This window comes from Mycobacterium montefiorense (assembly GCF_003112775.1).
GTDB classification, from domain to species: Bacteria; Actinomycetota; Actinomycetes; order Mycobacteriales; family Mycobacteriaceae; genus Mycobacterium; species Mycobacterium montefiorense.
The window spans coordinates 182603-205378 of sequence record NZ_BFCH01000019.1 but is presented as its reverse complement, the minus strand read 5'-3'; the positions used below and the strand labels follow the sequence as shown (position 1 = coordinate 205378).

23 protein-coding genes and 1 pseudogene are annotated in these 22776 nt (G+C 65.8%); 8 read left to right on the top strand and 16 right to left on the bottom strand.

Annotated elements, in window-relative coordinates:
- Positions 1-2: 2 nt before the first annotated feature.
- From narJ to DB708_RS19220, 6 genes are all read right to left on the bottom strand, one after another.
- Positions 3-662, bottom strand: coding sequence for a nitrate reductase molybdenum cofactor assembly chaperone (gene narJ, locus DB708_RS19245; RefSeq protein ID WP_201263562.1), 660 nt, complete (start codon positions 660-662; stop codon positions 3-5).
- Complete coding sequence (narH, locus tag DB708_RS19240) at positions 659-2335, bottom strand: nitrate reductase subunit beta (protein WP_108924559.1); 1677 nt, start codon at positions 2333-2335, stop codon at positions 659-661. Before narH ends, narJ begins: the two co-directional genes overlap by 4 nt.
- Before the next feature lie 34 nt (positions 2336-2369).
- On the bottom strand, positions 2370-6053 hold the full coding sequence (locus DB708_RS19235) for a nitrate reductase subunit alpha (protein ID WP_108924558.1): 3684 nt from the start codon (positions 6051-6053) through the stop codon (positions 2370-2372).
- Between the two features lie 333 nt (positions 6054-6386).
- A complete protein-coding gene (locus DB708_RS19230; RefSeq protein ID WP_108924557.1) occupies positions 6387-6779 on the bottom strand; it encodes a (deoxy)nucleoside triphosphate pyrophosphohydrolase in 393 nt (130 codons plus the stop codon).
- 7 nt (positions 6780-6786) lie between these two features.
- The gene (locus DB708_RS19225; protein WP_108924556.1) at positions 6787-7719 is read right to left on the bottom strand and encodes a TIGR03619 family F420-dependent LLM class oxidoreductase; all 933 of its coding nucleotides are present in this window, start codon (positions 7717-7719) and stop codon (positions 6787-6789) included.
- 105 nt (positions 7720-7824) lie between these two features.
- A complete protein-coding gene (locus DB708_RS19220) occupies positions 7825-8691 on the bottom strand; it encodes a cyclopropane mycolic acid synthase family methyltransferase (RefSeq protein WP_108924555.1) in 867 nt (288 codons plus the stop codon).
- 138 nt (positions 8692-8829) lie between these two features.
- Between DB708_RS19220 and DB708_RS19215 the strand changes: the two genes are divergently transcribed.
- Complete coding sequence (locus DB708_RS19215) at positions 8830-9114, top strand: 4a-hydroxytetrahydrobiopterin dehydratase (protein WP_108924554.1); 285 nt, start codon at positions 8830-8832, stop codon at positions 9112-9114.
- Here DB708_RS19215 and DB708_RS19210 read toward each other — a convergent pair.
- Complete coding sequence (locus DB708_RS19210; RefSeq protein ID WP_235616857.1) at positions 9111-10397, bottom strand: mannosyltransferase; 1287 nt, start codon at positions 10395-10397, stop codon at positions 9111-9113. The genes DB708_RS19215 and DB708_RS19210 overlap by 4 nt on opposite strands.
- 219 nt (positions 10398-10616) lie before the next feature.
- Here DB708_RS19210 and DB708_RS19205 point away from each other — a divergent pair, with 219 nt between their 5' ends.
- Together DB708_RS19205 and DB708_RS19200 are read left to right on the top strand one after the other, a co-directional pair.
- Positions 10617-11309 carry a hypothetical protein gene (locus DB708_RS19205; protein WP_108924553.1) on the top strand — a complete coding sequence of 231 codons (693 nt, stop codon included), beginning with the start codon at positions 10617-10619 and terminating at the stop codon, positions 11307-11309.
- 47 nt (positions 11310-11356) lie between these two features.
- Positions 11357-12475 carry an Rv1157c family protein gene (locus tag DB708_RS19200; protein ID WP_108924552.1) on the top strand — a complete coding sequence of 373 codons (1119 nt, stop codon included), beginning with the start codon at positions 11357-11359 and terminating at the stop codon, positions 12473-12475.
- 82 nt (positions 12476-12557) lie between these two features.
- Here DB708_RS19200 and DB708_RS19195 read toward each other — a convergent pair whose 3' ends face one another.
- On the bottom strand, positions 12558-12704 hold the full coding sequence (locus DB708_RS19195) for a DUF1059 domain-containing protein (RefSeq protein ID WP_108924551.1): 147 nt from the start codon (positions 12702-12704) through the stop codon (positions 12558-12560).
- Between the two features lie 28 nt (positions 12705-12732).
- The gene (locus tag DB708_RS19190; protein WP_108924550.1) at positions 12733-13305 is read right to left on the bottom strand and encodes an HhH-GPD-type base excision DNA repair protein; all 573 of its coding nucleotides are present in this window, start codon (positions 13303-13305) and stop codon (positions 12733-12735) included.
- 113 nt (positions 13306-13418) lie between these two features.
- Here DB708_RS19190 and DB708_RS19185 point away from each other — a divergent pair, with 113 nt between their 5' ends.
- Complete coding sequence (locus tag DB708_RS19185; RefSeq protein WP_108924549.1) at positions 13419-13952, top strand: nuclear transport factor 2 family protein; 534 nt, start codon at positions 13419-13421, stop codon at positions 13950-13952.
- 26 nt (positions 13953-13978) lie between these two features.
- Here DB708_RS19185 and DB708_RS19180 read toward each other — a convergent pair whose 3' ends face one another.
- Together DB708_RS19180 and DB708_RS19175 are read right to left on the bottom strand one after the other, a co-directional pair.
- Complete coding sequence (locus DB708_RS19180; RefSeq protein ID WP_108924548.1) at positions 13979-14173, bottom strand: DUF5302 domain-containing protein; 195 nt, start codon at positions 14171-14173, stop codon at positions 13979-13981.
- A 19-nt stretch (positions 14174-14192) separates the two neighbouring features.
- A complete protein-coding gene (locus DB708_RS19175; RefSeq protein ID WP_108924547.1) occupies positions 14193-14636 on the bottom strand; it encodes a PPOX class F420-dependent oxidoreductase in 444 nt (147 codons plus the stop codon).
- A gap of 35 nt (positions 14637-14671) precedes the next feature.
- On the opposite strand from DB708_RS19175, the gene DB708_RS19170 reads away from it, so the two are divergent.
- Together DB708_RS19170 and DB708_RS19165 are read left to right on the top strand one after the other, a co-directional pair.
- Positions 14672-15205 carry a DUF1697 domain-containing protein gene (locus tag DB708_RS19170; RefSeq protein WP_108924546.1) on the top strand — a complete coding sequence of 178 codons (534 nt, stop codon included), beginning with the start codon at positions 14672-14674 and terminating at the stop codon, positions 15203-15205.
- A 34-nt stretch (positions 15206-15239) separates the two neighbouring features.
- Complete coding sequence (locus DB708_RS19165; RefSeq protein ID WP_108924545.1) at positions 15240-16076, top strand: class I SAM-dependent methyltransferase; 837 nt, start codon at positions 15240-15242, stop codon at positions 16074-16076.
- Here DB708_RS19165 and DB708_RS19160 read toward each other — a convergent pair.
- A complete protein-coding gene (locus DB708_RS19160) occupies positions 16073-16447 on the bottom strand; it encodes a GntR family transcriptional regulator (protein ID WP_108924544.1) in 375 nt (124 codons plus the stop codon). The two genes, DB708_RS19165 and DB708_RS19160, sit on opposite strands and share 4 nt — an antisense overlap.
- 38 nt (positions 16448-16485) lie before the next feature.
- Between DB708_RS19160 and DB708_RS19155 the strand changes: the two genes are divergently transcribed.
- Positions 16486-17202 carry an SIR2 family NAD-dependent protein deacylase gene (locus DB708_RS19155; protein ID WP_108924596.1) on the top strand — a complete coding sequence of 239 codons (717 nt, stop codon included), beginning with the start codon at positions 16486-16488 and terminating at the stop codon, positions 17200-17202.
- 8 nt (positions 17203-17210) lie between these two features.
- On the opposite strand, the pseudogene DB708_RS19150 reads toward DB708_RS19155, so the two are convergent.
- Together DB708_RS19150 and DB708_RS19145 are read right to left on the bottom strand one after the other, a co-directional pair.
- Positions 17211-17840, bottom strand: a pseudogene (locus tag DB708_RS19150) (class I SAM-dependent methyltransferase); the annotation flags it as partial.
- A 109-nt stretch (positions 17841-17949) separates the two neighbouring features.
- Positions 17950-20298 carry an MMPL family transporter gene (locus tag DB708_RS19145; RefSeq protein WP_108924595.1) on the bottom strand — a complete coding sequence of 783 codons (2349 nt, stop codon included), beginning with the start codon at positions 20296-20298 and terminating at the stop codon, positions 17950-17952.
- Positions 20299-20602: 304 nt separating this feature from the next.
- On the opposite strand from DB708_RS19145, the gene DB708_RS28010 reads away from it, so the two are divergent.
- Positions 20603-20734, top strand: coding sequence for a hypothetical protein (locus DB708_RS28010; protein WP_108924594.1), 132 nt, complete (start codon positions 20603-20605; stop codon positions 20732-20734).
- A 136-nt stretch (positions 20735-20870) separates the two neighbouring features.
- Here DB708_RS28010 and DB708_RS19135 read toward each other — a convergent pair whose 3' ends face one another.
- Positions 20871-21635, bottom strand: coding sequence for a 3-hydroxyacyl-CoA dehydrogenase (locus DB708_RS19135; protein ID WP_108924543.1), 765 nt, complete (start codon positions 21633-21635; stop codon positions 20871-20873).
- A gap of 43 nt (positions 21636-21678) precedes the next feature.
- On the bottom strand, positions 21679-22761 hold the full coding sequence (locus DB708_RS19130) for a CaiB/BaiF CoA transferase family protein (RefSeq protein ID WP_108924542.1): 1083 nt from the start codon (positions 22759-22761) through the stop codon (positions 21679-21681).
- Between the last annotated feature and the right edge of the window lie 15 nt (positions 22762-22776).

Genomic DNA, 22776 nt, shown 5'->3' with positions numbered 1-22776 from the left:
CGTCAGCCCTCGCTGGTGCGCTTAGGTGGGACGGTCAAGGTAAACGGTTGTAGCCCAACGGATTCCGCGGGCGGACCAGCCTTGGCAAGCCGCTCTGCCCGGCGGGCCTCCTGGTTGGTCGCGACCGGCAGCGTCTCGCAGACCGCCGCGATGGTGTGCGCGTAGGGCGACCCGGTAGCCGTCAGGGCACCCGACAACACGTCGATCGGCACCCGGTGTTCAATCAGCAATCGCCGGCCGATCTCGGGGTCGACGGTAGCGGCGAATTCCAGCACGACGGGCAGATGATCCGGCGCCTCGGAGTGCGGCGGCTCCACACCCGCGCCGCGATAGGCATTGGCGAACACCAGCATTTCGTTGCCGCGGTTACGGGTGTCCCCCGCGGTCCAATAGGTCAGATACATCGTGGCGCGCCGGCGCATGTCGAAGGTGTCCACATAGTTGGTCGCGGCGGCCATCGGCCCGAAAGCCCTTAGCGCCGTGACCGTCTGCCCAAGAAGCTCGACGGCCCGCCCGCTGAGGTGGCCCATCAGTTCGTCGACGGTGGCCAGTCGCGCGGCGTGCCCGTCGTCCGGATAGGCCAGCAGCAGGGACGCCGCCTGCCACACCAGCCGGTCACCGATCGCGCCGCGGCGTTCCCGGGACCGGGTCAGCAGCCTCATCGCCGCACCGAATCCGAGTCGGGAAATAGGCCCGCAGGTGCGCCGTGGCCGTCCCAGTTGAGCAGGTTAACCCGGGCACGGCGATGCCCACCGGGGGGCGGTTCCTGACCCTGCTGGCGTTGCTGGAGCGCGTGGAAGGTCTCCACGGCGACAGGCACCGGAGTTCCGCTGCCCTCGCCGAACGGACCGTGTTCATACATGCCCGGACCGTCGTCGTACGACAACGAGCAGCCCATCTCGTCCGGCTTGGACGAATCGAAAGCCGCGGCCGGCAGATCCGCCGCGTAGGCCGTCGGAATGACATAGCGCTCTTCGTATTTCGCGATGGCCAGCAGCCGGTACATCTCGTAGATCTCTTCCTCGGTCATCCCGACCGAGTGCGGAATGTGCGGTTGGGTTTCGCGGCCGAGGTTGATGTCACGCATATAGGACCGCATCGCGGCCAACCTCTTCAGCACGCCCGCAACGACTTCGGTGTCACCCGCGGTGAACAACTCGGCCAGGTACTGGATAGGGATGCGCAGCGATTCCAGCGCGCCGAACAGATTGCCCAGGTCTTCGCCGTCGTGACCGTCGTGGCTGACCGCATCGACCACCGGTGACAGCGGCGGGATGTACCAAACCATCGGCATGGTCCGGTATTCCGGGTGCAGCGGCAGGGCCACCCGGAAGGTGTTGATCAGGGCGTAGACCGGTGACTGCTGGGCCGCCTCGATCCACTCGTCCGCGATGCCCTCTGCCCGCGCGCCGGCGATCACCTCGGGGTCGTTGGGGTCCAACAGGATCTGACGCTGCGCCTCGTAGAGGTCGGCGTCGTTCTCCACCGATGCCGCCTCGAGTACCTTGTCGGCATCGTAGAGAACCAGCCCCAGGTATCGCAGCCGACCCACACAGGTCTCCGAGCATACGGTGGGCAGCCCGACCTCGATGCGCGGGTAGCACAGCGTGCACTTCTCGGCCTTGCCGGTCTTGTGGTTGAAATACACCTTCTTGTAAGGACATCCGGACACGCACATCCGCCAGCCGCGACAGCGGTCCTGGTCGACGAGCACGATGCCGTCCTCGGTGCGTTTGTACATCGCCCCCGACGGGCACGAGGCCACGCAGGAAGGGTTCAGGCAGTGCTCGCAGATCCGCGGCAGGTAGAACATGAAGGTCTCTTCGAGCTTCAGCTTGATCTCTTCGCTGACCTTCTTCAAAATCGGGTCGTTGGGCACGATCTCGGGTGAGCCGGCCAGGTTGTCGTCCCAGTTCGATCCCCACGAAACCTTCATCTGCTCGCCGCTGATCAGGCTGCGCGGCGCGGCCGTCGGGAAGGTGTCACCGGCCGGCGCCTGGGTCAGGTTTTCGTAGTCGTAGGTCCACGGCTCGTAGTAGTCGCCGATGGTGGGCAGTCTGGGGTTGGCAAAAATTCGCAGCAACTTCTGCAGGCGCCCGCCATCGCGCAGCCGCAGCCGGCCCTTCTTGTCGCGAATCCACCCGCCGCGCCAGCGGTCCTGGTCCTCATAGGTGCGCGGATAGCCCACCCCGGGCCGGGTTTCGACGTTGTTGAACCACACGTACTCGGTCCCGGAGCGGTTGGTCCAGGCCTGTTTGCAGGTCACCGAGCAGGTGTGGCAGCCGATGCACTTGTCGAGGTTCATCACCATCGCCATTTGCGCCATGACCTTCATAGTTGATCTCGCTCCGCAAGGGTCGGTCGGGCTATCAATACGTCACGTCCTGGCTGCGGCGGCGCACCACGGTCACCTCGTCGCGCTGGTTACCGGTAGGACCCAGGTAGTTGAACGCGAATGCGTGCTGGCCATAGCCACCGGCCAAGTGGCTGGGCTTGATTCGCACCCGAGTCAGCGCGTTGTGGTTGCCGCCGCGCTTGTTGTTGGTCTCGGTGCGTGGCGTGTCGATCGTGCGTTCTTGCACGTGGTAGACGAACACCACGCCGTCGGGCATGCGGTGCGAGACGATCGCCCTGCACACATAGATGCCGTTGGCATTCACCGCCTCGATCCAATCATTGTCGCGTACTTGAATTTTCGCGGCATCCCCGGGACTCATCCACATGGTCGGACCACCGCGGGACAACGACAACATGTACAGGTTGTCCTGGTAAGTCGAGTGGAAGGACCACTTCGAATGCGGCGTCAAATACCTAACGGTGAGCCCAATTCCGTCGTATCCAAGCTCGGGCTGGTTGAACAGCCGCGCCATGTCCAGCGGTGGCCGGTACACGGGCAGCTGTTCGCCAAGCTCCTCGACCCAGTCGTGGGCAAGGTAGAAGTGCATTCGCCCGGTAAGCGTGTGGAATGGTTTGAGGTGTTCGATGTTGATCGTGAACGGGGCGTAGCGACGGCCGCCCGTCTCGCTGCCGGACCACTCCGGGCTGGTGATCACCGGGACCGGCCGCGTCTGGGTGTCGGCGTAGGTGATGCGCCGTTCCTCGCTGCCCTCGGCCAGATGCGCCAGCCGTTGCCCGGTGCGCTTCTCCAGCTCCAGGAAACCCTCGACCGCCAGCCGGCCATTGCAGGTACCGGACAGGGTGAGAATCACGTCGGCCATCCGCTTGGCCGTGGTGATCGCCGGACGGCCAGCGGCCACACCGGAATTCATCACCCCGAACTTGGCGGCCAGCTCGCTGACCTCGCGGAAGGGATGCACGGTGTAGCCCTTGACGGTCACGCCGAACTTGTCCACGAGCGGCCCCAGGGTCACCCACTTGTCGTAGATCGCGGTGTAGTCGCGCTCCACCACGGTGAGCTTGCCCATCGTCCGGCCGGGCACCGGGACCTCGTCGCCTTGCAGCCAATCACGCTGTACGCCATCTGGATACGCCATCGCGTCCGGGGTGTCATGCTGGAGCGCGGTCAGCACCACATCGCGGCGGATTCCCAGATGGCGCTGCGCCATCGCGCTGAACGCGCGTGCGATGGCGGCGAATGCATCGAAGTCCGAACGCGTTTCCCACGGCGGGTCGATCGCCGGGCTGAACGCATGCACGTACGGGTGCATGTCGGTGCTGGACAGGTCGTTCTTCTCGTACCAGGTGGCGGCGGGCAACACCACGTCGGACACCAACGTCGTCGACGTCATCCGGAAATCGATCGACATCATCAGGTCGAGTTTGCCCTCGGGAATTTCGGTGTCCCAGTTGACGTCTTGAGGCCGTACGCCTTCCGCCGGCGGCTCGGATTGCACGTTGGAGTCCGTGCCCAGCAGATGCTTCAGGAAATACTCGCCGCCCTTGCCCGAGGAGCCGATCAGGTTCGAGCGCCAGACGGTGAGTACCCGCGGCCAGTTGATCGGATTGTCGGGATCGGCGATCGAGAGTTTCAGCTTGCGTTGGGCGAGTTGTTCGGTGACATAGTCGGATACGTCGCGCCCGTCGGCTTCCGCCTCGTCGGCCACGTCGAGACTGGATCGGTCGAACTGCGGGTAGAACGGACTCCAGCCCATCGCCGACGCGGATGCCAGCAGGTCGACCGTGTGCTTGTCCTCGAACTTGCCGGTGCCCAGTGGGCTGGCCAGCTTGTCCGCGCCGTAGCTGTCATAGCGCCATTGGTCGGTGTGCACATACCAGTAGGAGGCGCCGGGTACCTGGCGCGGCGGGCGCGACCAGTCGCTGGCGTTCGCCATGGTCTGCCAGCCGGTCAGTGGACGCACCTTCTCCTGGCCGACGTAGTGTGCCCACCCGCCGCCGTTGCGTCCCATCGATCCGGTCAGCATCAACAGCGCCAAAACCGAGCGGTAGATCACGTCGCTGTGGAACCAATGGCAGATGCCACCGCCCATGATGACCATCGACCGGCCGCCGGATTCCTCTGCGTTGCGGGCAAATTCCTTGGCGATCCGGATCGCCTGTGCCCCCGGAACACCGGTGATGGATTCCTGCCATGCCGGGGTGTTCTGCTGAGTGGGGTCGTCATAGCCGGTGGGCCATTCGCCGGGCAGGCCGTCGCGCCGGACCGAGTAATGCGCCAGCATCAGGTCGAACACCGTGCAGACCAGATGCTTGCCGACCCGGCGCACGGGTATCCCGCGGCGCGCTGTTTCGCCGTGGCCGTCGATCGTGTCGAAGCTGGGCAGATCGACCGGCGCGCAGTCGTATTCGCCTGCTGCCCGTGCGACGCTGAGCGCCGGTATCAACGAGCCCAGGTCGAGGTTCCACTTTCCGACGCCGTCTTCGCCGTAGCGGAACCCCAGCGATCCGTGTGGCACGACGACCTTGTCGGTAACCTCGTCGAGCAGCGCGGGTTTGAACGCCGAGTTCTCGACTTCCTCGCCGATATCGGCTGCGGTAAGGAACTTTCCCGGCACCATCGCGTCGCCGCGCTGGTCGAGCTTGATCAAAAACGCCAGATCGGTGTAGCGGCGGACGTAATCTACAAAGAACGGAACATGGTTACGCACATAGCATTCCGTCAAAATGACGTGGCCCATCGCCATGGCGAGCGCGGCGTCCGTACCGGCGGCGCAACGCATCCACTCGTCCGCGAACTTGGTGTTGTCAGCGTAATCCGGGCTCACCACAACAACTTTGGAGCCGCGGTAGCGCGCTTCTGCCATCCAGTGAGCATCCGGGGTTCGGGTAATCGGGACGTTGGAACCCCACATCATCAGATACGACGCGTCCCACCAATCGCCGGATTCGGGCACATCGGTCTGGTCGCCGAACACCTGCGGCGACGCTACCGGCAGGTCGGCGTACCAGTCATAGAACGACGTCATCACGCCGCCCAGCAGGGAAACGAACCGCGACCCCGCGGCATGGCTGACCATCGACATCGCCGGGATCGGCGTGAAGCCGGCAACGCGGTCCGGACCGTAGGTCTTGATGGTGTGCACGTGGGCCGCCGCGATCATCTCGCTGGCCTCGGCCCAAGTCACCCGGACCAGCCCGCCCTTGCCGCGGGCCTGCTGGTAGCGACGCCGGCGCTCGGGATCGGCCTGGATGTCGGCCCAGGCCAGCACGGGATCACTCAGCCGGGCTTTGGCCTCGCGGTACATCTCGACCAGCACGCCGCGGGCATACGGATAGCGCACCCGGGTGGGCGAATAGCTGTACCAGGAGAACGAGGCGCCCCGGGGGCACCCCCGCGGCTCGTATTCGGGCCGGTCCGGGCCGACGGAGGGATAGTCGGTCTGCTGGGTCTCCCAGGTGATGATCCCGTCCTTGACGTAGATCTTCCACGAGCACGATCCCGTGCAATTGACGCCGTGCGTCGAGCGAACCACCTTGTCGTGGCTCCATCGATCGCGGTAAAACACATCGCCTTCACGCCCGCCGCGCCGGGTGACGGTGCGCATATCCGCCGAGAACTCACCGGGCGTGAAGAATCGCCCACTGCGTTCCAGTAGCTCCTCGAGCGCCCCACCGACGTGTGGTGTCGCAGTCAAGCGTTAATCCTCCCTAACTCAATGACGCGGCGTCGCGGCGCCGGGTTCGAATTCCCCGACCCCGATCGCGATGTGCTGGAGAGTTCTCGGCTGCTCGCCCCCGCAGCCTTTGGTCAGTGTCCGCGCCATCAACCTGAGAGTTGTGCGTCGAGGACGGTCGGGCCCCGGCGTGAAAGCCGTGCCCCACCGCCCTGACCACCTTCGGGATAGCTAACTGCATGCACAACGAGGTTAAGGGTTCGGTGACGCTTGTACCTTCCAGTTTCACGCGTGTCGGCTGCAATAGAACTGAATGTTGACTGCGGAAAGACTGTGGACTTATCGAGAAGCGGCTCAAAGAGCTTGGGCCAGGTCTTTTAACCATTCGCGATCGGCGGGTACCCAGTCGACCCCGGGCAATTCGGACGCCGTCACCCAGCGCAGCGCCCGATGATCGTGCGGATGGGGTTCACCGGCGGCCAGGCGCACCAGGTAGGCCCGCAGCGTCGTCGTGTCGTTCAGCGAAATATCGTCGCCGAGACGATCCCCCACCACGACGTCGCCGATCTGGACGCCCAACTCCTCGGCCAGCTCGCGGGCCAGGGCCGCGCGCTCGGTTTCGCCGGGCGCGACTTTCCCGCCCGGCAGTTCCCAGCGGCCGGCCAACTCCGGTGGCCGGGTGCGCTGCGCGACCAAGACGGTGGAGCCGCGGATGACGGCGCCGGCGACGACGATCTGGGTCGGCATGGCCGGGTCAGCCCGCTACTGCGCCCCGCGCCGCTTCGACGAACGCGCGCAGGTCGCGCTCGCGATTCCCGAAGCGCAGCGGCCAGTGCGTCAGCCGCAAGTCCGTGACGCCTGCTTTCGCCAGCGCCGCCGCGTCGGCGGCGACGGTAGCCAGATCCGGCCCGTCGTCGGCGTCGGCCTTCACCCGAAGTGAGCCGGTGACGCCGAAACCTTGCGGGTCGCCGCCGGCGCGTTCGACCGCCTCCCGCATTCGCCCGATGCCGTCGGCGATGTCGCGGGCGTCCTGACCCCAAGGGATCCAATACTTTCCGAATCGCGCGAGCCGGCGCGCGACGGCACGATTGACCGTGCCGCTCACCCAGATCGGCACCCCGCCGGGCTGCAGGGGTTTGGGCATCTGGTGGATCCGATCGAAGGTCAACTCCGGCGACGCGTAGCTGACTTCGTTCTCACGCCACAATCGGGTGCACACCTCGAGCGTCTGGTCCAGGATGGCCCCGCGTTTGTCGAAATCCACTCCGGCCACGTCGTACTCTTCGCGTTGCCAGCCGACGCCCACCCCCAGATCGACGCGACCTCCGGATAAAACATCAAGCGTGGCAACGGTTTTCGCGAGAACAGCGGCCGGACGCAGCGCGGCGAGCAGGATGTTGGTGCCCAACCGGATGCGCTCGGTGCGTGCCGCGAGGTAAGTCAGCACCGTGAGCGGCTCCAGCCAGGGCCCGTCCGGGCCGGTGGGCTGGCGACCGCCGGTAGTCCCCCCTACCCCGGGGTCGGCGTACGCGTCCATGTGCATGCCGAACGCGATGTGCTCGGAGACCAGCACGCGGTCGAACCCGCAGCTCTGAAGCAGGTGCGCCCAGTCGGTGAGGTGCTCCCAGCTGCCCGGCGCCTCGGCCGCAAAGGAGGGGATTCCCATCGAGAGCTGTATCGGGGCCATGCGGCAGGTTAACCGATCGCCACCAGCGGTTCGCCAAGGGCATCCACGGCGATCGAAGCGCACAACGAGAGGTGACCGAATTTATTTGCGGTGCAATAGGTTCTGCTACTTACGTAGCGTGAACTGGTTGACATCGATGTAGCCGTCCCGGAATGCATCGGCGCAACCGGTCAGGTACCTCATGTATCGCTGGTAGACCTCTTCGGATTGAATCCTGATGGCCTCACTTCGGCGCTCCTGCAATGCCGCGGCCCAGAGGTCCAGCGTTCTCGCGTAATGCAGGCGCAGCGATTGCCGCCGCACCAAGTTGAATCCCATCTTCGAGGCGTGGAACTCCACCATCTCGATCGCCGGCAACTGGCCGCCGGGGAAGATCTCGCGGCCGATGAAATCGTTGAAGCTTGTCTGCTCCTCGGTCATCGGCAAGCCGTGTTCCATGATCTGTGCCGCGGTCAGCATGGTGATCGTGTGCACCATCATCACCCCGTCATCGGGCAAGGTGCGGTAGGCCATCGCGAAGAAATCGTCGTACCGGTCATAGCCGAAGTGCTCGAAAGCACCGATGGAGACGATCCGGTCGGCCCGCTCGTCGAATTCTTCCCAGCCGTGCAATAACACCCGCCTGCTGCGTGCGGTGTCGAGTGCGTCGAAGGTTTTCTGCACGTGCGCGGCCTGGTGTTTGGACAGCGTCAGCCCGACGACGTTCACGTCGTACTTCTCGATCGCGCGGCGCGCCGTCGCGCCCCAGCCACAGCCGACGTCCAACAGCGTCATACCGGGCCGCAGCCCCAGCTTGCCCAGCGACAGGTCGATCTTGCGGAACTGCGCCTCTTCGAGGCTGATGTCTCGCAGCCGATCGAAGTAGGCGCAGCTGTAGGTCATGGTGGGGTCAAGGAACAGCCGGAAGAAGTCGTCAGACAAGTCGTAATGTGCCTGGACGTCTTCGAAGTGTGGCGTCAGATTCTCGCTCATGGCGGCCTTGCGCCTCCCTACTCCGGGGCCATTCATTGTTTCACGAGGTGGCCGCGCAACTGGTTCACTCTGGCTTCCCAAAATCGGCGCTCTGAAACCACGGGGCTCCGATGCGGCATCCGGCGGTACGTTGGGCTCATGGCTGTTTTGACAGACGAGCAAGTCGACGCCGCACTGCCCGATCTCGACGGCTGGGAGCACAGCGACGGAGCCTTGCGCCGCTCGATCAAATTCGACAGCTTCCTGGCCGGCATTGATGCGGTGCGCCGGGTGGGTGAGCACGCCGAAAGCAAGGATCATCATCCCGACATCGATATTCGTTGGCGGACAGTGACTTTCGCGCTGGTTACACATTCCGAGGGCGGCATCACGCGCAACGACGTTGAGATGGCCCGCGACATCAACGGGATCGTCGCGGGCTAGCCCAGCGACGACGCGGTGCGCGCTTGCGGCTGCTGAACCGGCGCCGAGTCGCGCCCGGCAGCCCGACGGCCGGATGCCGCGATGACAATCAGCGTTGCCATTGCCGCCACGATGTAGACCAGCGCAGCCCAGGCCAGATACCAGGGCCGGCTGATCTGCCAGATGTTCGGCTGAGCGAACAGCAGCAGCCACGGCACGCCGACGATGGTGAGCGCGAGCCAACCCCAGCCCGCTATCCGCATGCCGGCTCGCTGGCGCAATGGGCCGTGAATCAGCCACATCATCAACGGCACCAGCCATACCCAATGGTGGGTCCACGAAATGGGTGACATCAGCAGTCCGAACATCTCGACCACCAACAACTTGCCGAGCCGATCCGAGGAGTCCACCGCGCGCCACGCCAGGACGGCCAGCACCGCGGTGACGGCGATCGCGCCCAGGACCAGCGGAGAAAAGCCGGCGTCGTAACCCAGGATCCGGGAGATGCCGCCCCGCCAGGATTGGTTGATCGACGTCGCGATGGGCCCCACCCGGCGCGCGTCGCCAAGTAGATCGGTGAAGTAGTAGCGAGTCTGATCACCGACGATCAACGCCGACAGCGCGACGGTGGCAAAGAAAACCACCGCCGAAAACGCTGCCGCGGCGAACCGCCGGACGCCGACGAGGTAGACACCCGCGATGGCCGGGGTCAATTTGATTCCTGAGGCCACGCCGACCAACAGCCCAGTCAGCCACCAGCGCGTGGTGTAGATCGCCCAGAGCACGCCCAGCATCAGGAAGACGTTGATCTGCCCGTAGTCGAAGTTGTTGCGCAGCGGCTCAATCCACATGGTGATCGCCGTCCACGCCATCGCGACACGCTGATCGGTGCCGCGCTGGACACCGAGTAAGCGCTGGCTGATCCGCACCGAGCCGTACAACGCGGCGATCATGGCGACCTGCCACAGAAAACCCACCAGGCCGAACGGGAGCAGGTGCAACGGGTAGAAGACGACCGCCGCGAACGGCGGATAGGTGAATGGCAGCGGGAAGTCCGGCGTGTGCTCGCTGTAGACGAAGTTGTACAGGGTGCCGGGATGGTCGATAGCGGCCGCACCGCCGAGATATACGTGCAGGTCGACAAAGTTCGTGCCGTTGGGCGTCAGGTACGTCAAGCCGAGCCGCGCGGCGATGCTCACGACCAACAACAACGGCGCTGCGGAGCCGATCAGACTCGCCAGCCGCCGGGAGGCGGGTGCCGCCGGGGCGGCCGGATTGGTGTCTACCCGCCTGACTTTAGCGATGCGGCTGGTGCCATGGCGTTCTCCGTCGCCACCGCCGTCTGACCTGCCGTTGCGGACTTCGCCGTCGATCCCCGGTTCGGGGTGGCCCAGCAACCGTCTGGTCACCGCCACCGCTCGTATCGGTAACGATCAAATAAATGCCACACGTGTCACTTGAGTCCCACCAGCATCACAGTAGCTTTTGGGCCTGTCACCTGTTGTCGATCCCTTGGGGGAGCAATGCCAACCATCTGGACTTACGCGAAAGCCGCCGCAGTCGTCGTCGGTTCGTCCGCCGCCCTACTCACCGGCGGTATCGCCCACGCCGACCCCGTGCCGGCGATGCCCGACCCGGTGCAGAACATCCCGCAGCAGCTGATCGCCTCGGCGGCCAACGCTCCGCAGATTCTGCAAAACCTCGCCACCGCGCTCGGCGCTCAGCCGCCGGCCGCGCCGGCCCAGCCCGGCATCACCTTCCCGGGCCTGGCCTCGGCCGCACAGCCCGCGGCAGCTGCCCCGGCGGGTATCCCGTCCATTCCGGGACTCACGCCGGCCGCAACCGCGCCGACCGCCCCCACGGCGGCCAGCCCGACGATCCCCGGACTGGGCTCGATCCCCGGACTGGCGCAGTCGACACCGGCGGCCCCCGCCGCTCCGGCGAGTTCCGGAATCCCCGGGCTGGGCTCGATGATCCCGGGCTTGTCGACGCCGACGGCACCTGCCGCAGCCGCGCCGGCCACGTCACCGCTGTCCCAGGTGGCGAATGTCAACATGCCGGCGCTGCCCAGCCTGCCCGGCCTGCCGCTGAGTGTGCCGCCGAAACTGTCGCTTCCGGGCGACCTGCCGGCACTGGCCACGGGCGCCGTCCCGGGGACGCCGGCCGCACCCGCCGCAGCCGCGCCGGCTCCGTCGCTGTTCTCGGCCCTGCCCTGATCAGTCTGCTAAACGGCTAACCCACCACCGAAGGACCGGAGGACATCGTGGCAAGCACTTGGAATCTGTCCAGAGGTTTCGCCGCTGTCGTCGTGGCATCGGCTGCCGCGTTCGGGCTCTGCCCGAGCGCGGCAGCCGACCCGGCGGCACCGCAGCCGACACCGCCGCAACCCAGCCCCGCCCAGGGGCTACCGGGCCTACCCGCGCTGTCGCAGTTGAGCCCGATCATCCAGCAAGCGGCAAGCGACCCCAGCCAAGCGACCCAACTGCTGATGGCCGCCGCGCAAGCGTTCGCCCACAACCCGTCCGCGCCCACCGAATCGAAGAATGTGGCCGCGACGGTGAACCAGTTCGTACAGGAGCCGGGCGCCCCGATTCCGGGCGCGCCGGCTCCGGCGCCGGGCGCCGCGCCGGCCGAGCACGTGCCCGCGGTCGGCGTCGTACCGGGGGCCCAGGCACATCTGCCGACGGGCATCGACCCGGCACGTGCCGCGGGTCCGGCCCCGATTGCCGCTCCTTCGGCTAATCCGCCGGCGGCCACGCCGCCGGCGGCACCGGCACCCCACGGGATCGCTCCGGGTGCGGCACCCGGCCCCGCCCCGTCCGCACCGGACGCGGCACTTCCTCCGGTAGCCGCACCGGCAGCTGCGCCCGTCCCGGGCCCGGACCCCGCCCCGGCCGCTGCACCCGCACCAGCACCAAACCCGACTCCGGCGCCGGGCGCCCCCGCGGCGGCGGGTCCGGATTTCGGCCCCGGCGCCCCGATTACGCAAGACTTCATGTATCCCTCGATCGGCAGCAATTGCCTCGCGGACGGCAGTAGCGCGATAGCTGCCGCACTGTCGGTGGCCGGCCCGGCCACAATTCCGCTGCCAGGCCCGCAGGCCGGCCAGACCGCCTACGTGTTCACCGCGGTCGGCACACCCGGACCGGCCGAGGTGCAGAAGCTGCCGCTGAATGTCACCTGGGTGAACCTGACCACCGGCAAGTCGGGCACCTTGACGCTCAAGCCACGCACCGACATCAATCCCGAGGGGCCGACGACATTGACCGGAATCGCCGACACGGGTTCGGGCAGCATCATGTCGACGATCTTCGGTCAGGTCACGACCAAAGAGAAGCAGTGCCAGTTCCTGCCCACCATCGGCTCGACCGTGGTGCCCTAGAAGCCAACCAACCCCTCCCCTAGCGCGAGCGCGCGTGTCCCGCACGGCACGCGCGCTCGCCTATGTGCGGGGGGGGTGTTAGTCAGTACGCCATGAACAGAATTGCGTCGCGGTCGTATTCCAAACCCGGATGAACGCTGGACAGGTGAGACTGAGTCAGCTCGACCAGCTCGTCCTCATCTTTGCCGACGATGGCTTCTCCGCACGGACACGTTAGGTGTGTCTTCACGTTGCCGCCCTTCCCTTCTGGTGACCTACTACTTAGCCGCCTTGGCTGCCGCTTTCATCTGCTTCTTGTATGAACGCACTTCACCCATCGATTGGGCGTCGACGATGTCGGCAACGGAGATGTGGGTGCCGGCCTTGCCGAACTGCCCGGCGGCCGCGCGCCAGCCTTTCGGTGTGACGCCGTACTGCTTACCCAGCAATGCCAGGAAGATCTGCGCCTTCACCTCGCCGAAACCGGGCAGCGACTTGATTCGCCGCAGCAACTCGCTGCCGTCGGGGTCGCCGGCGGTCCACAACCCGGCGGCGTCGCCGTCGTAGCGATCCACGACGATCTGGGCCAAGGTCTGGATACGTTTGGCCATTGATCCCGGAAAGCGATGTATCGCAGGCTTTTCCGAGCACAGGGCAGCGAACTTGTCGGGGTCGTATTCGGCGATCTCAGCTGCATCGAAGCTGCCGATGCGGTCCGCGATCTTCTTCGGCCCCGAGAAGGCGGTCTCGAAAGGCACCTGCTGATCGAGAACCATCCCGATGAGCAGGGCCAGCGGATCCTTGTCCAGCAGCGCGTCGGCCTCTGGATCTTGAGCGAGCCAAAGTTTCACTGTCAACGACCAACCTTCCGCTGAACACCCAAAGACCGATGACCTATGTGATCGACAGACTACCTACCGGAAAGGCGGTAGCGACCAGCGGATAACCGCCGAGTTATCGTGACCTGGTGGTAGACGAGGCGAAATTGGCACTGATGCTGGACCGCGACGAACTGCACGCGCTCGTCGCCGCCTATTGCCGGGCCGTCGACCGTGCCGACTATGAAACGCTTCGCAGCCTCTACCACCCCGAGGCGACCGACGCGCACGGCTCGTTCTCGTCGGGCGGCGTCGAACAGTTCATCGCGCAGCTACAGGCGGCGGAGCCGTATGTACGTGTCTCCCAACACAACATCACCACCACGAACTTCGTAGTCGAGGAGGACGGCGCCCGCGGCGAGATCTACTGCCTGGTGTTTCACACCTTCGCCGGTCCAGAACACGACATCGACGTCGTCATCGGCGGCCGGTACCTGGACACCTACATCCGCCACGACGGCCGCTGGAAGTTCCTCCAGCGCACGATCATCGCGGATTGGGCATACCAAAACGATCCGTCTCAGCTCAACTTCGAGCATCCCAGCACCCGGGGAAGCCTGCGTGGAAAGCCGGGCCAAGCAGACCCTTCGGTCAGCCTATTGCGCTCGCGCCAAAGCTAGCCGAAAAGCCGGTTATACCAACGGGTTTAGCCGCCGCTCTTGCGACGGAATTCCCGACGGCTGCCCGCGGCTCCATGCGCGCGAGACTGCTTGCCGCCACCATCTTTGTGGTCGGATCCGCCCGCAGAGTTGGACATCTTGCGTTCCAGGGCTTCGCGAAACTTGCGCTTGTTCTCGTCCTCTGCCCCCGAAGCGTCCTGCTTGGAGTTCGATTCAGCCATACCGGCAAGCCTAGCCCGACTACCGCTTGCCCGGAGGCATGCCATAGAGGTGCGAGATCGGCAGCGTCAGCACCACTCGCCGATCGGTGACCATCGCGTCGCGGTACTCGTCCCAATCCGGATGCTCACCGGCGATGTTGCGATACAACGCAATCAGCGCTTCGACGGTGTCGTCGTCGGGCGCGGCGGCCGGGGGCGTCAGTTCCGCCGTGCCCTCGGCGACGGCATAGCACCAGCCGTCGTCGGAGTCGACTAGCACCGAAGCCCGCGGGTCCCGGCGCAGATTGCGAGTTTTGGCCCGCGGCTCGGTGATCGATACCCGAATCACCAACTCACGCGGGTCGAAGTGATAGCTCACGTTTGACAGTTGCGGCCGCCCGTCGCGCTTGATCGTGGCCAGCACCCCGAGGGAGTTCCCTTTGATCAGTGCCAGCAGCTTGTCGTCGAAGACTTGGCGTCCCATCCCCAGAGACTACGTCGTTCTGGTGCAATCGGATCATGACCAAGTACGCCCTGTTCCTGCGCGGCGTCAACGTCGGCGGCATCAATCTCAAAATGGCCGAAGTCGCGGCGGCCCTCACCGACGCGGGGTTCACAGCCGTGCGCACCATCCTGGCCAGTGGCAACGTGGCGCTGGAGTCGTCGGCCAAGACGGCCGGGGTGCGCAAGAAGGCCGAAGCCACCTTGCGCGAAAGGTTCGGTTACGACGCGTGGGTGCTGGCCTACGACGTCGAGGCGGTGCGCGCCATCCTCGACGCCTACCCGTTCGAGCCCGAGGTCGACGGCTATCAGTCCTACGTCACGTTCGTCGCCGCACCAGACGGTGGCGCCGCGGTGCTCGAAGAGCTCGCCGCGCTGGCCGATAAAGCCGGCCCCGACGAGAAGATCAGCCGCGGTGACGGCGTCATCTACTGGCAGGTGCCCAAGGGCAGCACGCTGGACAGCACGATCGGCAAGACGATGGGCAAGGCGCGGTACAAGTCGTCGACCACGACACGCAACCTGCGCACTCTGGCCAAACTGCTGCGCTGATGTCCACGGGCAAACATCGGTAAGGTTTGGCTCGATGGCCCCCGCTCAAGATCCCGAGAAAGACAAGGTTTCCCTGGACGGCGTCTCCGAGACCGCCCTGCTGACGCTGAATGCGCGGGCACAAGAAGCACGCCGCCCCGAACCCCTGATCGTCGATCCGACGGCGATCGCGCTGGCCGATTCGATCGACTACGACTTCGCGAAGTTCGGCCCGCCTCGCCAGGACATCGCGCTGCGCGCACGGCTCTTCGACACCCAGACCGCGTCTTATCTGGCTGCGCGCCCGACTGCCACGGTCGCTGCGTTGGCCGAGGGCCTGCAAACCAGCTTCTGGCGGCTGGACGATGCCCTTCCGGACGCTCAATTCCGTTGGCTGACAGTCGATTTACCCGAGGTTGTCGATGTTCGAGCCCGGCTGCTGCCGACCTCGCCGCGGGTGTCGGTGTGCGCGCAGTCGGCCCTGGACTACAGCTGGATGGACTCGGTGGACCCGGCCGGCGGCGTGTTCATCACCGCCGAGGGGCTGCTGATGTATCTACAACCCGAGCAGTCGATGGGGTTGATTACCCAGTGCGCCAAAAGATTTCCCGGCGGCGCGATGATGTTCGACCTGCCCCCCACTTGGGTGTCCCGGGTGAGCCGGCGCGGCACGCGAACCTCGCGACGTTACAAGGGGCCGCCGTTGCCGTTCAGCCTGTCGATTGCCCAGGTGGCTGACCTGGTGCACAACGTGCCGGGTGTCCGGGCGGTCCACGATTTGCGGCTACCACCGGGACGCGGTCGCGCCTTCAACGCCGCGGTGTCGATGATCTATCGCGCCCGTGTTTTCAGAGCGCTGCGGCCATGCCTAACGCTGCTCGAATTCGGCTAGCGCGGATCCTCGTCGGGCACCGCCTCGATGTAGCGCAGCGCGTCTGCCTTCCCCAGCCCGAGTCCGCGCGCGACATGGACGTATTCGCGGGCCGCGGCCGCAATCGCCGCGTCGGTCGGGTCGTAGCGGGCAATGAAAGTGCCGAAGCGACCACGGGTTTCGACAATGGCCGCAGTCTCTAGCTCACGATATGCACGCGCCACCGTATTGACGGCCACTCCGAGTTGCCCGGCCAGGTCGCGGACCGTGGGCAAGCGGCTGCCGGGCGCCAAAGCGCCTTCTCGCACACCATCGATGACCTGCGTCCGGAGCTGGTCGAACAACGGCCGGCCGCCCTTGAGGTCGACCCGCAGCCATTCGCCCAGCTCCACGTATCCAGTATTACCCAACCACCGCTATGTTTGTGGGCATGCGAGTGACGGTGCTTAGCGGCGCGGGGATCTCCGCAGAGAGCGGGGTGCCGACATTTCGCGACGACAAGAACGGATTGTGGGCCCGTTTCGACCCCTACGAGCTGTCCAGCACCCAGGGCTGGCTCGACAATCCCGAGCGGGTGTGGGGCTGGTATTTGTGGCGGCACTATCTGGTGGGCACCGTCGAACCTAACGACGGGCACCGGGCCATCGCCGCGTGGCAAGACTACGCCGACGTCAGCGTCATCACCCAGAACGTCGACGACTTGCACGAACGCGCAGGCAGTGCGCCGGTGCACCATCTACACGGCAGCCTTTTCGAATTCCGTTGTGCAAGTTGCGATATAGCTTACAGCGAGACTCTGCCCGAGATGACCGAACCGGCACTCGAGGTGCAACCGCCGCTGTGCCCGGAGTGCGGCGGCCTGATCCGGCCCGACATCGTTTGGTTCGGCGAGCAGCTGCCCGAAGGACCCTGGCAGCAGGCGGTCGAGGCGACCCAGGCGGCCGACGTGATGGTGGTAGTGGGGACCTCGGCGATCGTCTATCCGGCCGCCGGCCTCGCCGATCTTGCGGTGTCGCGCGGCACCGTCGTGATCGAGGTCAATCCCGAGCCCACGCCGCTGTCCGACAGCGCCACCATCAGCATCCGCGAGTCGGCGAGTGAGGCGTTGCCGGGGTTGCTACAGCGGCTGCCGGCCCTGCTTAAGTAACTCCCCGGCGCGCGCCCCAGCAGCAGCTCCGACACCGGCATGGGCGACCAGGCGGGTAGCGTCCACTCCCGCCGGGACGTGTGCACCTCGAATCCGGCGTCGACGATCGCGCGTTCGGTATTGCGATGGGTGTGGCAGTTACCCAGGAACCGCGGCCACACTGTCGCATCGGCAAACCGTTGCAGCCGTCCGCGGATACCGGGGCTGGCCACGTGCTCAAGAAAGCGCAACTCCCCGCCCGGCCGCAGCAAGGCGTACAGCCGCCGCAGCACCGCCGCGGGGTCGCGCACCGAGCACAGCACCAGCGAGCACACCACCGCGTCGAACGACTCCCCGCCGCTGAACCCCTCCACGGTCTCGTTGGTCAAGACAATCGGAACAGGCGCCGCGAGGGCAGCAGCGCGGGCGCGGACCGCCAGTCGCCACTCGGGCTCCACCGCAATTACCTGCTCGACGGAAGCGGGGTAGTTCGGAAAATTCGTTCCGACACCCGCACCGACTTCCAGCACCCGGCCCGACAAGCCGGCTAGGTTCTCCCGCCGCAGGGCCCGAACCGCCGCGGCTTCGTGAGCGGCCGCGACCGGCCACACACGCGCGAAAAACGGGTTGTCAAGCGTCGCTGTCGCCGCTGCTGTCATTCCCCCACCTATCTGACCCACAACGGACCTCAGCATAAAGCTCCGCGACGCCCGTGACTGACGATCCGCAACATGGCTATCGATATCGCCAACGCGGCGTGAGCCCTATTCAACCGATTTTCGTCACCGGCTCGGCAACCGGGTGCCCATTGTGCTGCACCGGGATCGTGATCGGCTCGATCGGCAAGGCCCGTTCGGCCGGCCCCTCGCTGATGCCGAATCGTTCGTGCAGCCACACCAACGGCTTGGGCGCCCACCAGTTCCAGCGGCCCATCACATGCATGAATGCCGGGACCACGACCATCCGCACCAGGGTCGCGTCGGCGAACACGGCCAGCGTCAGGCCGAGACCGAACATGCGCATGAACGACACGTGCGCGGCGATCAGCGCGGCGAACGACATCGACATGACCAGCGCGGCCGCGGTGATCACCCGGCCGGTGCGCGCAACACCGTGCGCCACCGCCTCGTCGTTGGCGGCGTGCGCCTGTTTGGCGGTCGAGTTTGCCGGCCGATACTGCAGCCAGTACTCACGGATCCGGGAGAGCAGGAACACCTCGTAGTCCATCGACAAGCCGAACGCGATGCAGAACAACAGCACCGGCATGTTCGCCACCAGGGTGCCGCTCGGCGTCGTTCCCAACGCGCCGAGATGGCCGTCCTGGAAGATCCACACCAGCGCGCCGAACGCCGCGGTCAGCGAGAGCATGTTGCACATCAGCGCCTTCACCGGCAGCACCACGCTGCCGGTGAGCAGGAACAGCAAGATGAAGGTGATCACGGCCATCACGCCCAGCACCGCCGGAAGTCGATCCGTCACCGCATCGACACTGTCGCGGTTGACCTGCGCGACGCCGGCCATCTCAACCGAGCGGCCGGCCGGCCCGGGCACCTGATGCAAACGTCTGAGTTGCGTGTCGAACGCCGGTGAAAACAGCGGCGCCGTGCTGCTGACGGTCAAGAACGCGCTGCCGTCAGCCAGCCCGGTGGCTCCCGCGGGCGGCCCGACCGGGTTTCCGCCGACGAACGTCGCGCTCGGCGCTGATACCGCCGACACGTCGGGCACCCGCGACAACGCCGCGGCATAGACGTCGAGGCCCGCCGGGCTGACGCCGCGCACATCTGGGATGACGACGGGCACCGACGTCGCGGAATCGTGCGCGAAGTTGGTGCGCATCTGGTCGCCGACCTGGTGCGCCGACGCGGATCGCGGCAGCACCCGGTCATCGGGGAAGCCCCACGTCACCCGCAGGAACGGCAGGCCGAGCATCACCAGCAGCGCGACGACGGTCAGACCGACCGGCAGCCAGTGGCGCATCACGAACTTGCTCGACCGGTACCAGAACATTCCCCCGAGATCGGGAGGTGCCCCCAGCTCGACCGGCTTGCGCACGGGATCGGGGCGGCCCAGCATCCGTCGCAGCAGCCGGCGCACGTCCAGCGAGTCCAGCCGCGGGCCCAGCAGCACGATCGCGGCCGGGGTCAGCACGATGGATGCGGTCGCGACGAACGCGACGGTGGCGACCCCGGCGTAGGCGAACGACTTAAGGAAGTACATCGGGAACAGCGCGGTGGCCGACATCGACAACGCGACGGTGATCGCGGAAAACAGCACCGTACGCCCGGACGTGGCCATGGTCCGGATCAGCGCCTCGTGCCGGTCGCGGCCCTCGGCGAGCTCGTCACGGTAGCGGCTGACGATCAGCAGCGTGTAGTCGATCGCCAGTGCCAAGCCCATCGCGGTGCTCAGGTTCAGCGCGAAGATCGACACTTCAGTGGTGTAGGTGATGAGTCGCAACACCGACATCGAGCCGACGACGGCCAGCGCGCCCAGCGCCATCGGCAACGCCGCCGCCAGCAGCCCACCGAACACCCAGATCAACACCAGGAAGCTCAGCGGCAGCGCGATCATCTCCATGACCAAGAGGTCGTCTTGGTTCTGGGTGTTGATTTGGGCATATTCCATCGCCGACCCGCCGGCGCGGACGGTGACGCCGTCACGGTCGTGCACCAGCCGATCCGACAGGGCTTGGGCGTTTTTCTGCGCATCGTTTTCCCCGCCCTTGAGGTTGATCACGATCAACCCGGACTTGCCGTCCTTACTTATCAGGTCGGCGGCGGCCTGCGACGGCGCCGACCAGGGGGAAGTCACGTTGTACACCAACGGCGAGTGCTGCAGCCGGTCGACGAGATCGGTGCCCACCTTGCGGGCCGCTTCGCTGTTGGCGCCCGCGGGTGCGGTCACCAGGATCAGCATCTTCTGACCGCTCTGCCCGAACTTGTCGGCCAGCACCGCGATGGCGCGTGCGGACTCCGAGTTCGGGTCCTGGAAACCGCCGGGGGCCAAGGTATTGGCGACCGGGATACCGAAGACCGCTGCGGCGATGAAAACCAGCACCCCGACCGCGATGATTCGGCGCGGAGCGGCGATGGCCAGCCGAGCGATCCGTGGCAGCATCTGTGCTTCCTCCCCCGGTGGCAGTCCCGCGGGGGCGCCCACCATATGCGCGGCAACCTAGCCGCGGTAAGTGACAGGTGTCAAACGATTCCAACACGAGCTACGGGGTACGAGCCCAATTGGTTCGATGCGGTTTCAAACTCGCGAACAGTAAGAGTCTGGCTAGAAAAGTGGGCGGTAACTAAGCCGCTCATGGGCCAAATCCGGCGCTACACCTCAGACGAACCTACTGGCGAGTAAATTGCCACCATTTTCCGAATCGTGACTCAAAGAATCCTTAATGGTTGCTCTTAGGCTAAGTGTCATGTGGATCGACGACTCAAGCGCAGACGTCATCAAGGTTGACTTCGAGGCCCTCTACCACGGCGACGTGCTGGTGGAAGGTGAGACCTCCGAGCAGCTTGAAGACTGGCACCCGCTACCTAACGCGAGCTGACCATCATGAGCTTGCTTGCACGGCTACTTATGGCCGAACCCCAAGTCTCCCGTTGGTTCCGTAGATCTCACTGATCTTTCTGCCAACAAAACCCCCGCTATCGCGGGGGTTTTTGTGTTTGGACCTTAGGTCGCGCTCAGCGAGGCGCCATGCGGATCGCGCCATCGAGGCGGATGACCTCGCCGTTGAGCATCGGGTTTTCCACGATGTGCACGGCCAGCGCGCCGTACTCGTCGGGGTCACCCAGCCGCGCCGGGTGCGGCACCTGCTTACCCAGCGACGCTTGCGCCTCCTCGGGCAACGAGCCCAGCAGCGGAGTCTTGAACAACCCCGGCGCGATGGTCACCACGCGGATGAACTCGCGCGACAGGTCGCGCGCGATTGGAAGTGTCATGCCGACGACGCCGCCCTTGGACGCCGAGTAGGCAGCCTGGCCGATCTGGCCTTCGAACGCGGCGACCGAGGCGGTGTTGATGATGACGCCACGCTCTGGGCTTGTTTCGGGGCCGACCGGCTCGGCCTTGGCGATGCGCTCAGCAGCCAGCCGCAGCACGTTGAACGTACCGATCAGGTTGACCCCGACCACCTTCTTGAACTGCTCCAGCGGGAACGGGCCGTCCTTGGACAGCGTCTTGATGGCGTTGCCGATGCCGGCGCAGTTGACGTTGATTCGCACCGTGCCCATCGACTCCGCGGCGTCCAGCGCGGCGCCGACGGCGGCCTCGTCGGTGACGTCGGCTTCGACGAAGCGCGCACGGTCACCCAGCTCGCGGACTGCGTCTTCGCCACGCAGGTCGATCACGACCACCTGGGCACCGCGGTCGAGCAGTCGCTTGGTGGTGGCCAGGCCCAGACCTGAGGCACCCCCGGTGACGACGGCGACGGCGTCTTTGATCTCCATGCGAGTCCTTTCGAGTCTTGCCGACCAACTTGTTGGTTGGGGACTATACCCAGTCGTTGAGCACAGCCGCGACGTCGGTCACCGGCGCCGCGGGGCGCGGTGTGCCCGGCGCGGTGCGGGAGAACCGCGGCGCCGGAAGCGGTTGTAGACCGCCGTTGACCTCGTAGAAGGTGTTGCGCTCGGTGATGTGCGGCTCGGTCTGCACCTCGCCGAACGCGAGGATCGGCGTCACGCACGCATCGGACTCGGCGAACACCTTGGCCCAGTGGTCGCGGTCTTGACTGGCGAACTTTTCGGTGAGCACCGCTCTCAGTTCGGTCCAGCGGCTGACGTCGTTCTGCCCGGGCAAATCGGCGCCTTCCAGGCCCAGCCCGGTCAGCATGGCCGCGTAGAACTGCGGCTCGATGGCCCCGACCGCCACATAGCGGCCGTCGGCGCATTCGTAGCTGTCGTAGTAGGGAGCGCCGCCGTCGAGCAGGTTGGTACCGCGCGCGTCGGTCCACATCCCCGAGGCGCGCATCTGCCACATCATCTGGACCAGCACGCTGGAGCCGTCCACCATTGCGGCATCAACGACCTGACCCTTACCGGAGCTCTGCCGCTCCCACAGCGCGGACAGGATGCCAAGCAACAGGAACATCGAACCGCCGCCGAAGTCACCGACGAGGTTCAGCGGTGGGACTGGCCGTTCGTTCACCCGGCCGATGGAGTGCAAGATGCCGTTCAGCGAGATGTAGTTGATGTCGTGGCCCGCCTGCTGGCTGCGCGGTCCGGTCTGACCCCAGCCGGTCATCCGGGCGTAGACCAGCCCCTCGTTCACCTTCGCGCAGTCCTGCGGACCCAGACCGAGTCGCTCGGTGACGCCGGGGCGGTAGCCCTCGATCAGCACGTCGGCCTTGGCGATCAGTTTGAGGACGGTCTCGCGCCCTTCGTCGGACTTGAGATCGGCGGTCACCACCCGCCGGTTGCGCATCATGGCGTCCTTGGCGACACCACCGGGGCCGGACGACGGGCGATCGATGCGCACCACGTCGGCACCCAGATCTCCCAGAATCATTGCGGCATGGGGGCCCGGCCCGATGCCGGCCAGCTCCACTACCCGTAATCCACCCAGCGGTCCCGCCATGATCCACCGACCTTT